The sequence below is a fragment of the Xenorhabdus sp. PB30.3 genome (genome assembly GCF_963895965.1).
Taxonomy (GTDB): Bacteria; Pseudomonadota; Gammaproteobacteria; order Enterobacterales; family Enterobacteriaceae; genus Xenorhabdus; species Xenorhabdus stockiae.
The window spans coordinates 1-17,773 of the sequence record NZ_CAWQMW010000001.1 but is presented as its reverse complement, the minus strand read 5'-3'; the positions used below and the strand labels follow the sequence as shown (position 1 = coordinate 17,773).

5 protein-coding genes are annotated in these 17,773 nt (G+C 45.3%); 3 read left to right on the top strand and 2 right to left on the bottom strand.

What is annotated here, in order from left to right:
• Positions 1-57 precede the first annotated feature (57 nt).
• Positions 58-930: a hypothetical protein gene (locus AACX38_RS00025; RefSeq protein WP_228862757.1), complete on the bottom strand. Its 873-nt coding sequence runs from the start codon at positions 928-930 to the stop codon at positions 58-60.
• Positions 931-1,209: 279 nt separating this feature from the next.
• Positions 1,210-2,616 carry a porin family protein gene (locus tag AACX38_RS00020; RefSeq protein WP_228862756.1) on the bottom strand — a complete coding sequence of 469 codons (1,407 nt, stop codon included), beginning with the start codon at positions 2,614-2,616 and terminating at the stop codon, positions 1,210-1,212.
• Positions 2,617-3,048: 432 nt separating this feature from the next.
• On the opposite strand from AACX38_RS00020, the gene AACX38_RS00015 reads away from it, so the two are divergent.
• The 3 genes from AACX38_RS00015 to rtxA all read left to right on the top strand — a co-directional run bounded on the left by AACX38_RS00015 (position 3,049) and on the right by rtxA (position 17,590).
• Entirely contained in the window at positions 3,049-3,213 is a 165-nt protein-coding gene (locus AACX38_RS00015) for a hypothetical protein (protein WP_228862755.1), read from the top strand.
• A 511-nt stretch (positions 3,214-3,724) separates the two neighbouring features.
• The gene (rtxH, locus tag AACX38_RS00010; protein ID WP_099121728.1) at positions 3,725-4,045 is read left to right on the top strand and encodes a protein RtxH; all 321 of its coding nucleotides are present in this window, start codon (positions 3,725-3,727) and stop codon (positions 4,043-4,045) included.
• A gap of 135 nt (positions 4,046-4,180) precedes the next feature.
• Positions 4,181-17,590 (top strand): MARTX multifunctional-autoprocessing repeats-in-toxin holotoxin RtxA, encoded by a 13,410-nt coding sequence (gene rtxA, locus AACX38_RS00005; protein WP_228862754.1) that lies wholly within the window; start codon positions 4,181-4,183, stop codon positions 17,588-17,590.
• The last annotated feature ends 183 nt before the right edge of the window (positions 17,591-17,773 follow it).

The window sequence follows — 17,773 nt, the reverse complement described above, 5'->3', positions numbered from 1 at the left end:
AAAATGGCTCACATTAAGTGAGCCATTTTTATTAACCTTACGGAAAGGCCTCTTTATTCACCCCTTATTCAGAAGGAAAGCACCGTACTGATCATTGTTCTTTGGATCGCCAATTATTCCGCTTACACTGGTAGCATCTTTATCAGTATACCCCCATGATATCGTCTGACCATTCAAAAAACCGAAACCTTCCTGCGTGGTATGAAAAGAATTGACACCGTTAACTATAATTTTATTCTTCAAAGCCTGAACTTGTTGTTGTAACAACGTAGCTACCACCTTGCCATCAAACTGAATTGAGGCATCAAATGTCATATTATCCATATCTTGTTTGTGAGTATTTAGCGTCATAGTTAAATCATCGCGAATCATGTTTTGTTTAGTTTTATCTTGCTGGAATACTACATTACCATGATAAGTGTTGCTACCATCATTCTGATGCTCCACCTTCATCCAAGGGCTTGCAAGATATATATCCTTATCTGTATGCCCTAACGTTGCGTTATTAGCTTTGTTTTTAAATAATTTATAACCGGGCTTTCCGAGGTCTTTTGCTATATAGACATAATCACCCGTTTGACCAAATTGAATATAATCATACTGTCCCGGATCCTTTTGGTTTTGTCCATAATCTATTTTATTCTGGTTCCTGTTCTCTTGGCTACCGGCGTCCAAAGAATAATCACCAGAAAGGGCAAACCACACATTCTTCCCAACGTAATTAGCTAAATCAACACTTGTACTATCAGACGGATTCGGTTTATAAGCTATATAGGTGTTATCTTGCGTTGGTAATGGTATAATACGAGTATCATCATCATCAGGATTCTTATTAGTCGCTAAAGAAGAATGGGATCCCCCACCTTTAGAACAGGCTGTAACAGAAAGAACTAGAGCGAGAGCTAAAAATATTTTAGACTTTGCGTTCATATAATGACTCCAATCTGTTTTTTAGGAAAAACTAAGGAGATACTGTTGAGATTAAGTTTAAGTTAAATATTTTTTTTTTCAAATTTTAGAAGGATTTTATTTTTCAAATTAAAACAAGTAGATATCAGCGATGGAAAACTTTGTTTCATATTTACTGTTGGCGTTTTCACTCCGTTCACACGATGATAACGTATAACCGGAGTATATATTGATGACAATGGTTGTTCATTTTATTAAGTCGGCGTGTTTCTATCTAAACCTCTCTGTTCAGTTAAACCATTAAAAATGACTCCTGAAATCAACAAAAATATCTTTTTCATTATAGGAATAAAGAGAATGGGTACTTTTATTTTTTATATAAGAAAAAGTAAGAGTTGGGTAAATGCCAAATAAATTAATATTTTCATTTGAGAGTGAAAGAGAAATGGAATCAGTAACATCTTTTCTTTTGAATTTATATAGAATAGGCAAAGGATAATTATCTTTCCATAGAGGGAATGCAGTATTACCTTGGTAATTTGTTTTCATCCTTCGATAGCTTAACTCGACTAAATAATCATCTAAAAACAGTTTTCTGATTAGAAGACCAGCCCCCTTGTCATGATGACTATCTTTTTTAGATTTTCTGTCTGTTATGCCATAGCTCCCGGATAATGACATATATAAATCATTAAAAGGTATAAAGATTAATGAGCTGCTAACGAAATTAACGTCTCCGTTAAGTTCTTTTCTCTTGCTATAATAATCATTTCTGTTTTCATAAAAAATAGAGTATTTGAAGTTATCATTTAAACTCGATAACTTAAACAGGTTAAATCCAATTGCGTCATAATAAGGTTTTAAACTTGCTTCTTTAGATGAACCACCACCACCATAAAATGCCTTCATATAAAAAGGTTTGAAGTATAAATAATTTGAATAATCTTCAAAGCCGAATTTATTGCCTATTCTGGTGTTGAGGTAATTAAATCTCTTTTCTTTCCGATAATTAATTCCATAAACATCAATGTCAAATTCAGAGAATAAGCCAGAATCAAAGAAATATTTTTTGCTCATGCCTGGGCTGTAGGAAACCCCGACATCTTTTTTCCTTATATTGTCGTGGAGACCCGTATATGTTCTTTTATCAGTGATTCTTGTGATATTGGAATCTCTTTTGAAGGAGAAACCCATATCAAATTTAACTTCTTTTCCCTTTTCGATATGTTTTATATAATCATTTAAAATTTTCTTTTCTTTTTCATTATGGGTTAATAGTAATAAGTCATTGAAAACTTTTTCGGATTCATTGTATCGTTTATTGAGTAAGTAAAGTATGGCCAAATCAAATTTGGCGGTTGGGTTATCATACTTTTTGATAAATTTCTCTAGCTTATTGATAGCCTCCTGATATTCTCTTTTTTTCATGAGAATTTTCGCCTCAGCCCAAAGGATCAGATAGGGGTCTTGACTGTGCGATCTTTTATAAAGATTAAGTAATTTCTCAAGGTTATCATTTTGTTCATAAATAAAAGAGACAATTGCATTTTCAAGTAGTCTGGGTTGCCTTAATATTTCATCTTCCGTATATACATTTGGGTTTTCTATTAGGCCTTGAGGTTTTGTTTCTTCGGCTATTACGACATGGCTTATAGGCATAAACAGGGTGGTAACAGCAGTTATAAGGATAGCTTTTATTTTTTTCATAGGATTTTCATTGGCAATGATAGCATGTTAAAGGGTAACCAAATGACCTTTGCCTTAATTGTAGTTATGTACAGCATCTACAATGCCGCTAATACTGTCATTTTCCGGTTAATCTAATCCAGAAAAAAAGGATTGACCTTCAGAGAAATAACTGCTGAATTACGGTCTTATCCTCCCTTCTTTTAAAATAAGCTACTACAGAGAGAATCAAAGAAATGGATACGATGACTTTAGATTTCATATAATGATCCTAGCCTGCTTAATTAAAATTAATGGGATAGTTTTAAGCTTAATTTAAAATTAATTTTTTTCAAACAAAGAGTAAATCTGAACAAAAGTATATGGATTTTTTCAATAAGAGCAGGGACATCATAGTTCTGATATATTCCCGGAAGGAAGAACAGCGTACATTTTAGTTGCCAGCAGAGTTCGGTGATGGAGGTAATCCGTGCAGATGGATTAATTGATCTGGATAGCTATCCTTTTAAAGAAGCGAGTCTTCACCGGCCAGACGACGTTGTGGCACTTGTTACTACACCGGATGCGCCAGACGGAAACTGCTTGCTCAGTTTATGGGGCTATCATTGGTATCGGTGAGTTATAGGTGACAATAAAGATGGCAGAACCCTCTTACAGCAGGGATGCATACTTCAATCCATTCATCCATTGTTGGCTGTTTGAAAGCAGGTTAAAAATAATAGAATGTTTTTTATTCTTATTGGGTGAGGTTATTCGGACTCACTATAGTGGTTAAACGGACTTTGTCTCTACCGTATGTTGATTTTAAATCTAAATTTAAGATATTTTCATTTGAAGTGATAAGTTCACCATTCTTTATTCTGGTTGTTATCAATTATTGAATTATACACTTCGTCTTTCAGGTTGCCTCTTTGTTGGCTGCGTTCGTTCACCCCGGTCACCGTTTTTATAAACATACGGTTATCTATGCTCTTGGGGGTTTATTCCCTTGCCGCCGCGACGCATCTTGAAATCCATTGTGTATAGAGCTTATCCCGTTAGGCTCTGCGTAATATTGATACAACTAAATGTGGTTAATTATTAACTGATATTGAAACATTTTAAAACCTATTTAACGGTATTTAGTTGTATGTCTGAAAAATTTGTTCAAACCATTTCCAGCGTCAATTATAACAAAGGCGTGTTCTCCCTCTACTTTGTCGGGCAAGAGCCTAATAAAATGGCAAATGGTGTATTAGCTGAAAACGATCAGGAACTGGAGTTAAAGCAGGTTATTCATATGCCTGCGTCTGGTTTTATGTATATGGTTTCTATGGTGAAGAATATGCTGGAAGATCCTCGCATGGAAGCTGAAATCAATAAATTAATGACTGCTGGCTTTCTCGCTGTTCCTGCTGAGGTTGCAGGGCCTTCTGATACGACGACTCCTTCCAATACCGAAAGCAAATAAATGGCTGTCGAGTATTTTTTCATCATTTTAATTTAACCTGTTTTATTAACACTGAGATAAACATCAACGCCCAGTTGCTTTTTGTGATTGGGCGTTTTTGTCTTTAATTCTGGCATTTAATTTAGAGATTGAACTATGGGAAAACCGTTCTGGCGAAGTGTTGAATACTTTTTTACAGGAAACTACACCGCTGATGATGGTGATAATAATATTGTTGCTATCGGATTTGGCGGCCAAATTCATGCGTATGGTGGTAATGATCATATCGCGTTAGGTTCAATTGCTGCCTCGGTTTATACCGGTTCAGGCAATGATACTGTAGTCGGTGGTTCAGCATATCTGAAAATCAGCGATACCAGCGGTAACCTGAATGTAACAGGGGCATCCGGGTATGCGGAAATCGAAAAAGAAGGTGAAGGTAATATTGTTTTTTCCGGGGCAGCCGGTGGTGCGGTTATCCAGCATAATGGCCGATCCGGTCATCTGAACTATTCAGGCGCGGGTGCTTACAATAGCCTTAATCGTCATGGTGAAAATGGCAATATCACATTTTCCGGCGCTGGCGGTTATAACCATTTCTACTCAGATGTTACCCACGGCAATATCCATTTTATGGGAGCGGGTGGCTATAACCAGATCACGCGGAAAGGCACGGATGATAATTTCGGCGGAGAAGGGATGGCCTATGCAAAAGCAGAAGAGATGGTTCTGATGTCGGCAACGCTGGCAGGCAACTGGATCCAAAACCATCAGAAAGTCACCGCCGTTAAATCAGCATGGGAAACCAATACCCACCTCTTTGCACTTGTTGATGGAAACGTAACCAAAGTTAATAAGATCCATCTGAGCAATGATCCGCAAACCGGCAGACTGAAATATTTCACGACATCGTGGTTCAAGGAAGGTAATCACCTTAATAATCTGGCATCACATGATATCTCCGAACGTAACGGTTTCCAGATTATCAACCTTGATAACGCCTATACCCTGTCTGGCCTGAAGGCTGAATATCATCAGGCATTTACGATACATGCGATAGAGAAAGAACTGCCGGAAAATGAGTGGGTAACTTATGCTGACGGTGTTCAGATCGCGGCAGAAAATATTTCGCTGTCAGATGCCCGAATGGGGGGATATGCCATTTCTACCGATGGCTCAACGGTTGATGTAAAACCGGTAAAATCCAATCGGATGGAAAATACTTATCTGTATGCCCGTGTGTTGGGGGAATATACCAAGGTTGTGGTCGTTCAACTGAAAAACGACCCTGAAACCGGGAAGCTGAAATACATTGCCACACCGTGGTACAAAGCCGGTGATCAAACGGCAGTAATGGCTGATCAATTTATCGGCCCTAATTACGGTTATTCCTCTTTGGGTAAAGGCAGTTATACGCTGAGTCATGTGCATTACAGCGTCAATACCGTCAGGGTAACATCCGGGACTATTGCTGATGTGAGCAGTGTCCGTGAACAGGCATTATTCACGTCTGATATAAAAAAAAATGACAGCAGCGGTGATGTCCGGTTCGAAGGCGCGGGAGGGGGAAATGTTATTAAATCCAATGTGGCCCGTGGCAATGTTTACTTTAAAGGGGCCGGTCTTGCGAATGTTATTCTGCACAACTCGGAAATGGGTGATACCGAATTCAGGGGCGCTGGTGCGGCAAATGTTATTTTCAAGAAAGGCAAAAAAGGCCATCTGAATTTCAACGGTGGCGGTATCGCCAATGTTATTACCCATATCAGTACGTCTCATCTTACCTCCGATTCATCCCCGTCTGATTTACCACAAACCGATGACAGCCATAGTCGGGTTATCGCTTTGGGTGGCGCTAATGTTCTGACCCGCAAAGGTCATGGTCGGGTCTTTTCTGTGATGGGAGGGGGTGCAAATGTACTGACTCATCTCGGGAATGGCGAAACAACCGGTGTCATGATGGGCGGTGCCAATGTTCTGACCAAAGTGGGTAACGGAGATACCACCGGCATCATGCTGGGACTGGGCAATGTCCTGACTCATGTGGGTAACGGCAGAACGCTGGGTACGATGGGGGCTGTCGGTAACGTCTTTACCAAAGTGGGTGACGGCGAAACTATTGCCGCGATGCTCGCTGTCGGTAATATTTTTACCCATATCGGGGACGGTGAAGTCTGCGCAATGATGGCTGGCGGCGGTAATGTTTTTACCAAAGTGGGTAACGGTAATGCGCTGGCGCTGATGGTGGCACTGGGTAATGTGTTTACCCATGTAGGAGATGGCCTGAGTGTTGCCCTGATGGTGGCGAAAGGTAACCTTGCCACTAAGGTGGGGAATGGCGATAGTCTCGCCGCCATGATTGGTGTGGGCAATGTGATGACCCATATTGGCAATGGTAATACCTTTGCCGCGATGGTGGGGGAAGCCAATATTTTCACCAAAGCGGGTAATGATCTGACAGCAGCAGTGATGATTGGCAAGGCTAACATTTATACCCATGTGGGTCAGGGCACCAGTCTCGGGTTGTTTGCTGGTAATGCCAATATCATGACCAAAGTCGGTGATGGCACAACACTGGCAGCGATGTTTGGTCAGGCTAACGTGATGACTCACGCTGGCAGCGGGCTGACCGGCGTACTGGCATTAGGTGAAGCCAATGTGGTGACGAAAGTCGGACATGAGTTTATGGGGGTTTTAGCCGCGGCTAAAGCCAACGTGATCACCCATGTTGGTCATGGCGTTACTGCCGGCGTCTTACTGGGCAAGGGGAATATCCTGACGAAAGTCGGTAACGGGACAACGGTTGGCCTGCTTGTTTCCAAATTCGGCAATATTATGACTCATGTCGGGGATGGCAATACCGTGGGTTTTGCCAAAGGCACGCTGAATCTGATGACCAAAATGGGAGACGGTCTGGCGGTCAATGCAGCCTGGGGTGATGCCAATATCATGACTCATGTGGGAGCCGGGGATCACTATAACTTTGCCAGAGGGAAAGCCAATCTGGTGACCAAGATCGGCGATGGACGTGCGGTTAGTGTTGTACAAGGCTCGGCTAACATTTTGACTCATGTAGGCCGTGGTGATGATTACACCGGCGCGTGGGGTAAAGCGAATGTGATCACCAAAGTGGGTAATGGCCGTCAGGTCACACTGGCGAAAGGCGATGCGAATATTGTCACGCACGTGGGTCAGGGCGACAGCTTTAATGCGCTGTGGAGCCAGAGTAATGTTGTCACCAAAGTGGGTGATGGTATGCAGATTACCGCGGCGAAGGGTAAAAGTAATATCACAACCAGCGTGGGGAATGGCCTGAGCGTGGTTGCTGCCCACGGTGATTTGAACGTGAATACCAAAGTGGGCGATGGTATCTCGGTCAATGTGGCCTGGGGTAAGCTCAATGTCAGCACCAAAGTGGGTGACGGGCTGAATGTCTCAGTAATGAAAGGCACCGGCAATGCCAACATCCATGTTGGTGACGGGATGAATATCCACGCTTCCTATGCCCGCAATAACGTCGCTATTCAGATCGGTAACGGGGATTTTTACAATCTGGCGCTGGCCTCCAGCAACACGGAAAGCCATAAACTGGCAACGCTGTTCGGCAATATCAAACAGACGTTACTGGGAGCTATGGGCAGTCAGGGAATTAACTTTCTGGTGCAGGGTGATGAAGCTAATACATCAGGCAGTTACCGTGGGCGGGGTGCCATCAATTTGCCGGAAATAAACAGCCTGAAAGGCTTTGAACTGACGGAAATCGGTGAAGTCAGCTCCACGCTTTCCGCCGATCTGCATGCTTCGGTGAGCCAGCTGAAAACACCGGATGTCGGCAGACTGGAATCCATCATGAATGGAGAAGAGCAACCCACGAAAAATCAGAAGCCTAATCTGATTACCAACGGGGATTTTGAGGCCGGTACACAGGGTTGGCAAGCCACCAACGGGATTGAAGCCCAGCATCCGGCGGCATCTTATGGGCTGGATGACGCAGGCCACGGTAGTCATGTGACTGAACTGGATGCTCATGCCAACACCACCATTTATCAGGATCTCCACCAGTTGAAAGCGGGAGAAGTTATTACCCTTGATTTTGACTTTGCACCGCGTGCAGGCAGCACCGATGATAACGGTATAGAAGTGCTCTGGAATGGTCAGGTTGTTTTCTCATCTTCGGGCGATAGTATCGCCTGGCAGCATAAACAGCTGGTACTCATTGCACAGGCCGGTAGTAACCGGCTGGCATTCAGCGGCACCGGCAGAAGTGATGGCCGAGGTTACATTCTGGATAACATTGTTGCATGCTCAAATCGTTCTGGAAGTGTCAAAGTGAAGCAGACACCACAAACCTCAGTGGCTGGTGAGGTGCTGGACGATAAGGAAAATGCTGAAGCCGACAGTGAACGACTGATGCAGGAAAGAGATCAACAGCTGGCGGCCATTGCGGATACTCAGAATCAGTTGGCAGCAACCGATCTTGATGCTCTGAATACGAACGGGCTGGCACAGCGTGATGTCATCAGGCTTGAGGAGCAGGCTATCACTGATGATCTACTGGCGAAAGCTAAGGCACTAGAGAGTCTCGATAATCTGCCAAACGGGCATCATCAGGGAGATTCCGGTACACAATGGCGTCATGATTATGCGGGCAGGTTGTTGGATGATCTCCAGTCACAACTGGATAAAGCAAAAAACATTGCCGAGCAGCAACTGAAATCTTCGGATTCATCTATTCTGCAACACCGGAATCAAATCGATACAGCTCTGGAAAAGTCAGAAGCGGGTATTGTCAGAAGTGAACAGAATCAACGGAATGCGCAGAAGGATATTACAGATGCCCGCAACCGGGCAGAATTCCGGTCGCAAGAGGCACAGTCACAGAAGATACGGGCCGCACAGGCTGCCTCTGATGGATATAACGCTGTCCAGCAGGCAGAGCAGGATGCTGCAATTGAAGCGAAAAACAGCAGCCAGAAAACCGCCCGCAGAGAAAACAAGGGGAGTGGTTTATCCGGCCCGGCTTATGAACCAAATGGTGCAGAACATACCGGCAGCCATATTACTCAGGATATAGCGGCGCAGGGTGAGGGGCGTTTCAGGCTGGATCTCCCGGAGTCAGACGATAGTCTGGTGCCATTGGCTGATGCAAAACAGGCGCTGGACCGTTTACAAATTAAAGCAGGCATTATTTCCAGAAAGACAAATATTGTGCCCACCCGGCAGCCAGATGAGCAGCCTCACAATATCACTCTTCCTGATGAAGTTAGTCGGGAAATTGATGCGTCTGAAACACTGCGCAGGGCATTGCCTGATATTTCAGCGACGGTGACAGATAAGCTGGAAGCACTGGGAAATGAGCGTTTAGCTGCAGATTATGGTTTACCGCAAAACAGACGGATACCGTCAAACTCTGCCTCATTATCCACGATTACTGCAAGGGCACAAAAAGTCGCGGATATCTATCGCTGGCTGGATAGTGACACTGAGCGCCTGATGGATTTTTCAGCTGATGATTATATCCCCGTACCGGGAATTGCCCGTATTGATGCCGAGTTTTATGAGAGTAACCGGCAAAAGATGATCGATTATATCGAAGGTTATCTCAACAGCATTAAACACACTATTCCTCAGGTTCAGGTATCCTCACTGGCAAAATTATTTGTGGAATCCACCATTGATTATGACTGGGATAAGCGTGTCCGTTTCATGGCTCAGCTGGAGCAGTACGGCTACCATTTTGATCCGGCTGACGGTGAACAGAGTGTGGTGACATTGCGTTCGGGGAATAATTCCCAGCAATACCGTGAATTGCTGAATGCTGCCCAGCCTAATGGAAAGAAAGTCGTTTATGACACTGATTTACCGGGGCATGCGTTCAGTAACACATTGAGTGAACGATTGCTGGATTGGGCCTCACATTCGCTTGACCCTCATGATATTCGTCAAAAAGAGCAGCAATCAGCCATTGAGGCCTCTGTCCGGAGCAATATGGGGCTTTGGAGTTCAGTATATGCAACTAAAGCCCGCGGGGATGTCTATGTGATAGCAGAAGGTGGCCTATTGTTGGGCAGCACCTTCTGGAACCTTGAATTACCGGTACTCCGCCAATTACAGCGTGAAGGGATGGTCGGTGAGATCCGTTTACTGGATAAACCCGCTGCCGAATATAAACATCTGCCATTGAAACAGATAGGCAGCCGGCTGAACGATAATGATATTGGCATGAAAGTACGTTTCGATGCCCTGAATCCGGTTGAGCAACAAAAATATCGGGAGATAAATGCCGATCATTATCAGCCGGATACATTAGTTGATTTGAACGTCAGGCTGGGTGCTATTGATAGTATGCTGAATAAAGCACTGCCGTTTTATCGGCTGCGTTCTGAACTGAATATTCTCATCCGTGAAGGGGCAGATAATACTTTTGAAGTGCATTCATGGCCGGAAAATCGTCATTCTCCGATTAAGATGATTAAGGTGGAAAACCCGAAAGATCCGGCACAGCTTAAAGTCATTGAACAATTCATTCTGGCTAATTATGAGAGTTATGATCAGTTCCCCAAAGAACTGCATTTCATCGAAAATAATATCGTTTCTTATGATCAACGGCGTACGCAGATTTTGGCTGAAAAAATTAACGGTCGCTGGAGTTACCGTCCCTCTGCTGAATTGATGTCAGTCGATGAATTGCAACAAAAGGCTTACATAAAAGGTAAGCCAATGGGGGAAAGTTACCGTAACGTCATTGATGCGCTGCAACGTTATGAGCAGGCACTGATGGAAGACCGGGATTATTCACTGGATGCCATCGAAAAATTAACCTACCTCTGCCAGCAGGTTGAAGGTTACGTGCTTGGGCACGCGGATTCAAAACGGACTCCGGCGATGCAACAGCTGTTATCCCAGATTTATGGGCGCCTTTCTGAATCCATGACTCTGGCGGAGCCGACACTGAGAAGTTCAGGTGAAGGCAGCTTCAGCGAACTGTACAACAAACTCTCCAACTCTAAGCTCAGTGATTCCAAACACCTCTATATTGATACGCAGGGTGATTTCGTCACGCAGGGCCGATTCAGTGTGAAGATAGCCAAAGACACTGCGGGCAAGGGAGTCAGACTGGTTATGGAGGCCGTTACCAGAGAATATGGGCAGGACGTCACCAACGCCATTTTCTCCAAACTGAAAGCCAGTGATCTGGCAAAAGATGGTATCGGGATTGATATTTCAGGCCTCAAAAAAGTCCATCGGGAAATTGAGCGTCATTTATCGCCGGTCAGCGCCACCCTTTATATCTGGAAACCGAGTGATCACAGTAGCGTGGGACATGCTGCGCTGCAAATTGGTCACGGGCGTGTGAAAGTCAGCCCTGAAGAAGTCAGGGATTTCAATGACATGAACTATGTGAGCTGGTGGCCGGCAGGCAGCAAATCCCTTAATTTACAGGAACTGATGGAGACAAATAATAGTCAGTCTGATTTTCGGATCCGCTGGCGTGATCTCAGTATGCCTGCTCATCAGAATCCGGCTTTGAGATATGACGTTGCCTCCGAAGAAGATGATGATTTTGGTTTGGTTGATGGCTCAGGTGAACTGAAAGAATTCGTTGAAAAACTGAGAGCCGTAAAAGGCGTGGATGCCAAGTTTAAGGATGTCAGTGAAAGTTTCGCGATGGCTGCACTGGCTAATCCTGAGATGCTTAAATCAGCTGAGATACCGCCTCATATTTATCAGCCATTCCTTGCTCAATGGCGGGATGACAATATGGATATGCAGGAAGTGGCTCAGCGTTTTGCCGAAGTACTGCGTATGGCAGCAGAATTGCAGAATTCTAAACGCATGGAGCATTTAATTGGCAATGTGACGCGCCAGTTCGCTGAGCGAGAATTAGCTGACATTAACGCTTTTAAAGATGGCAAAGCCGATCAGGGACGGGTATTCCGCATCAATCTGGAAGGCCTTGATGTAGCGGCAATGCAGGCTGAGTGGGAAAAAATCAGCACAGACCCGGATGCGCGCTACCAACTTTTCGCCAAAAACTGCTCAACGGTTGTTGCCCGTGTTCTGAAAGCCGGCGGCGCAGAAAACGTTCTCGGTCATGCGTGGCGTCCCGGATATGGTATCTGGAAACCTAACGATCTCTTTCAATTTGGTCAGGCATTGCAGAAGGCGACACAGGCTGAGCGGGTCAAAAATAAATATCGTCGGTTAAATAGTGATGGTGTGGGACGGATCCTGGACCAGCCGGATGATCTTTATGAAGAGATACTGGAAAAAGTGGCGATTGAAAATGATGGCTCACCATTACGTGACAGTGAGCCACGTAACCCGCTGGCTCGCTTTATGAATAATGAGCTGTACGGGATGAGAGATGATCGCCGGCGTATCGGTAAAGCAGTGCAAATAGGGCTTAGCCGGGCAATTGAGCGAAAGATGGCAGAAAAAGTCACGTTGCGTGGTGAGGCGGGGCGTCTGGAAGGTTATTACCATCTGAGTGCTGTGGAGCCGTCAGACAAGGTCGTGCTGTTTATTCATGGTTCAGGTTCTTCCGCAGAAGAACAGGCCAGTAAAATCCAGACGCATTATCAACAGCAGGGTGTTGATATGCTTGCTGTCAGTATGCGCGGTTACGGTACCAGTGATGGTCGCCCCACTGAAAACGGCCTGTATCAGGATGCGCGTACCATGTTCCGTTATCTGGTCAACAATCGTGGTATTAAACCTGAAAATATTGTGATTCACGGCTATTCAATGGGGGCACCGATTGCGGCTGATCTGGCCCGTTATGTTGGACGAAGAGGGCAACCTGTTGCCGGCCTGCTGTTTGACAGACCGATGCCCAGTATGACCAAAGCCATTACAGCTCATAATATCCTGAATCCGACAGGCGTCGTTTCTGTACTGGCAAAATCGGTTAACGGAAAATTCTCAGTGGAGAAGAACCTACAGGGTATTAGCAAAAAGACCCCTATCATGGTGCTTACTGGCCGGGACGGGCTGGGAACCGAAGGCGAAAAACTGCGTACTAAGCTCATTAGCACCGGTTATAACATCTCTGGTGAACATACTTATCTGGGGCATGATTCCAGCCGCCGGATGATGGAGCTGTACGCTAATAAGATCGTTACCAACTTGTTTGAAAGCAGTTTGTCTGAAAGCAATTTGTCTGCAAGCAATTTGTTTGAAACTAACATGCGAGAACAGGAAAGTGCTGCTATCAAAGGCATCAGGAACGATTTGAAGCGTTATATGCAGTTTTTACAGTCCCATACAGATAAAACCGGCAGAGTGTACGATCTGCGGGCGACAAAAAAATTCCTGTCAGGCTACGGGCATAATCAGGCTGAACATCTGGTTGAGAGTTTCCATGCTGATATGGGAATTAAGCAACTGGTGGATCTGCTGCTGAAAGGCAGCTGGACAGCGGAGCAGAAAGGTGCGTTATCCTGGGAAATTGAAAACCGGGCACTGAAACTCAGCTTGCGGCCAAGAATAGAAAAACACAGCCGTCTGTTCCGGGATGTCGCTTCTACCGGTGCTGAGGATTTACAGGCAAACGAACATCTGGCTCCTCAACTGATGTTGCTGAATCTGTCCAACGATGGTTTCGGTGGGCGTTGCATGCCGCTGTCAGAACTGGTTCTGCTGGCAAAACATCTTGAGAATGACGGGCAGGATAATGTCAGCAATGATTTTCTGAAAAAACTCTACTCTGCGGCTTCTGTCCTCAGCCATCCGGAGCTGTACGCCGAATCGGAAAAAGCTAACGCCAGTAAATTACTCGGTGCACTTTCTGCACTTTATATCCGCGCACCAATGTATGACAACACGTTCAGGGCATGGAAGAAAAAACTGAGTGGTAATCAGGCATTAACCGTGAAGGATGTCATCGACGAAATTACGGTATCCAATGCGGATGGCCGGGCGATTTTACTTGAGCTGAATACCTCGGATCATGCTATGGCGGCGTGGTCAAAAGACAACAGCGGAACGCGGATGTATGGGTTCTATGATCCTAATGTCGGTATTGTGGAATTCTCCTCGGCAGAGAAATTCAGTGCTTATGTTAAGCGTTTCTTTAGCCGTTCTGGCATGAATATGGCGCAATACTACGGTATGCCCAAAAATGAGCATCAGGAAAGCTTTTTCAATCAGGTGATTGTTGTGGATGGACGGGCGCTGGCTTCTTATCGTCCGGTCATTGATGACAAAATGAACCTGAGAGATATTCTGGCAATGGAAATTTTTGATGGCTCCCCCATGAAAAATGCTTTAGGCACAGAGCGCCCGCTACATAATCAAAATGTTGCTTCGTGGGAAGACATTACCGTTACACCGCAACCGGAAAGCGGCTCCAGCCGTTTTGACAGCCAGATCATTATCCAGACTGAGAATGACCCGGTTGTTGCCAGAGCTGCTGCCAATCTGGCAGGGAAACACCCTGATTCCAGTATTGTTGTTCAGTTTGACTCAACTGGCCAATATCGGGTGGTATACGGTGATCCAGCCAGACTGACAGGTAAACTACGCTGGCAGATTATCGGTCACGGGCGTGAAATTACTGAATTAAATCATACCCGCATGGGGGGCTATAATGCGGCTGAATTAGCAATCAATTTAAAACAGTTCAGCCGTGATTTCCGCTATGGCGGAACACCGGAGCATATCAGCCTGGTGGGATGCTCTCTGATCAGTGATGATAAGCGCGATGGCTTTGCCCGTCATTTTATGACTGAACTTAAACAGCAGGGCATCCGTGCTTCAGTCTCTGCACGCAGTAGTAATATTGCCGTGGATAATACGGGGCGTAAATACACCCGAAGAGATGCACAGGAACAGTGGGTGCATAAGCTGCATGACAATAAAACGGTTCTGAACTGGAATGCTAACGATGAACTGGAAACCCGCTCAGAACGGGTACGTCATGGTATCTCTGAAAGTGACATTGTACTTGCGCGTATCGGCAGCCGAAACACCAGTACAGCCGCCACCGGCGCGATTGCCGATAACAGAGAAACCTTTCACTCATCACGTAAACGTCTTGTTCAGAATAACGATGATGCGAGCAGACTATCAAAAAACAATCAACTCAGTTATTCCGGCAATGTGCAGCTGCAAATTGGTGACGGAGAATTTACCTCCATTAACTGGGGAACCACAAATGTCGGCCTTAAATTAGGAACGGGAGGCTTTAAGTCTCTGGCGTTTGGCGATAATAACGTCATGGTTCATCTGGGAGACGGTGACAGCAAACACAGCGTGAATATTGCCGGTTATCAGGCACTGGAAGGTGCACAGTTGTTCATCGGCAACCGGAACATCAGCTTTAATCAGGGACGCAGTAACGATCTGATTGTCATGATGGATAAATCTATTCCGACACCGCCAATGCTTAACCCGTTTGACGGCGTATCCCGTATGTCAGGCGTTTTGCAGGATATCTCCGGCTCGTTCTCTTCTCCGGGCTGGCTGGCTGTTCAGGAAGAGCAATGGACAATCGCCAGTGTGAAAAAATACCTACAGGATATGTCAGGGCTGGATTTGACCAGCAGTGTGGATTACCGTTCACTGACTGAGATGGGTTCTCAGGAATTACGCAGTGGCCGTGGCCTGAAGAACGATATCGAAAGCGCACTGAACAAAAAATACAACCAGTGGCTGGGAGGAGAGGCGCCGAAAGTCAGTAATCTCAGCCGGGCAGACCGATTCCGACAGGCCAATGAAAAACTCGCCTTTAACTTTGCTGTTGGCGGGCGCGGTGCGGATATTCAGGTGACAACCGGTAGCTGGAATTTTATGTTCGGTGACAATATTCAGTCGCTGCTGGATATTAATCTGGGATCGCTGTTTGGCCTGATGACCCAGCAGTACACAACAACAGGGCTGGCGAGAACGACATTCACTTATAGTGTTCTGGATTTACCGCGCCAGCTAAAAAACAAACTGTTGCGGAGCCTTGCCCGTGTTGATGCAGATACCACTTTAGGAGAAATCTTTAATGTGGATTACACCGCGGAAGGTCACATTATCTCCCGAAACGGTCAGACTGTGGATGGCGTTGCGGTTATACAGGAGATGCTGGAGGTTATCAGCGGCTTTAGCAGTGATCAGTTAAAGGCGCTTATTGATCCGCAAACCCTGAAAGATTACATCAAAGAGCATTCGGCGGCAGATACCGATGCCCTGAATTCTTTCCTTGAAAATCACGGGCTGAAAACGAAAGCCCCTGTTGATGACCAGCCAAAACAGGTTGAAGAACAGCCCGGAGACAATGTACAGCCAGAACGCACAGCCGGTTTTAACTCATTTAATCTGCCAAACCTGTTTGCAACCTTGTTCAGCCAGAAAAAACAGCAGGACATGCAAAATCTGGTCACCAGCCTGAAACAGAACCTGACCGCAGATTTACTGAATATGCAGGACAAGACCTTTGATTTCCTGCGTAACAGCGGTCATCTGCAAGGTGACGGTGATATTCACGTTTCTCTGGGTAACTATAACTTTAACTGGGGTGGTGACGGTAAAGATATGGGCGCTTATCTTGGCGATAACAACAACTTCTGGGGAGGCCGTGGTGACGATGCGTTCTACTCGCTCGGTACTTCAAATGTTTTCACCGGCGGTGAAGGTAATGACATGGGTGTTCTGATGGGACGGGAAAACATGATGTTCGGCGGAGCCGGAGATGATGTTGCCGTGTTGGCTGGCCGTATTAACTACGCCTATATGGGCAAGGGTAACGATCAGGTCTTTGCCTTTGGTGAAGGCGGAGTCATTGAAGGGGGAGAAGGACGTGATTATATCGTGGCCTCCGGTAACTTTAACAGTATCGATAGCGGGGAAGGGCAGGATTACGTCGTTGCCATCGGTAACAACAATCAGGTGGCACTCGCAGAAGGCAATGATTTTGCGACGGTATTCGGCAATGAGAACCGGATTGAAGGTAATGAAGGCAATGATTCCATCAAACTGATGGGTTATCACGCCCTGATCAATGGCGGAGAAGGAAATGATCACCTGATCGCCGATGTGGTTTCCAAATTCAGCCAGCTCAATGGCGGTGACGGTGATGATTTGTTGGTACTGGGGGGATATCAGAACCGCTTTACGGGGGGGACAGGTGTGAATAGTTTTGTCGTCAGCGGTGATGTGATTGATAACCTCGTTGAAGATATCAAATCCAGCGACAAAATTATCTTCAATAACCTGAATTGGCAGAACCTGTGGTTCCAGCGCAGCGGCTATGACTTGGTACTGCTGACAGCTCGTCATGTCACCGATACCTCTGCTCAGGGGCAGTTTGAAGCCACCGGTTCGGTCACTTTCAATGATTACTTCAATGGTAATCAGGCGGATATTATCACCCGGATAGGGGATAAAGATGCGAGAGGAGAACGTGAGTTCACCGCGCTATCAACTCATGTGGTAGATTCACTGGTGCAGGCCATGAGTGGATTTGCCCCGACTGTCGGAAACAGTGGTTTTATGGACGCCCTTGATAACCAGACAAAATCCGCGATTGTCGCCGCTTGGTCAGATACAACCATCGGCAAAGACAGACTGATTTGATGTTGTTTTATACCCAATGAATTTACTCAGCTAAAGGCTGGTTTCCGGTGAGAGGCAGAAGCCTCTCACTTATTTTTCATGAGAATAGACGCAGCATGTTTGATTGAAGTGAACGAAATTAACAAAGAGACAATATGAAAGATAATAAACATGTTAATTATCTTTCATTATTAAATGGTTTTA

Bases quoted from the DNA above. Each gene is read 5' to 3' on its own strand.
- AACX38_RS00020 (WP_228862756.1), bottom strand. From the start codon at position 2,616: ATGAAAAAAATAAAAGCTATCCTTATAACTGCTGTTACCACCCTGTTT.
- rtxA (WP_228862754.1), top strand. From the start codon at position 4,181: ATGGGAAAACCGTTCTGGCGAAGTGTTGAATACTTTTTTACAGGAAAC.
- AACX38_RS00025 (WP_228862757.1), bottom strand. From the start codon at position 930: ATGAACGCAAAGTCTAAAATATTTTTAGCTCTCGCTCTAGTTCTTTCT.
- rtxH (WP_099121728.1), top strand. From the start codon at position 3,725: ATGTCTGAAAAATTTGTTCAAACCATTTCCAGCGTCAATTATAACAAA.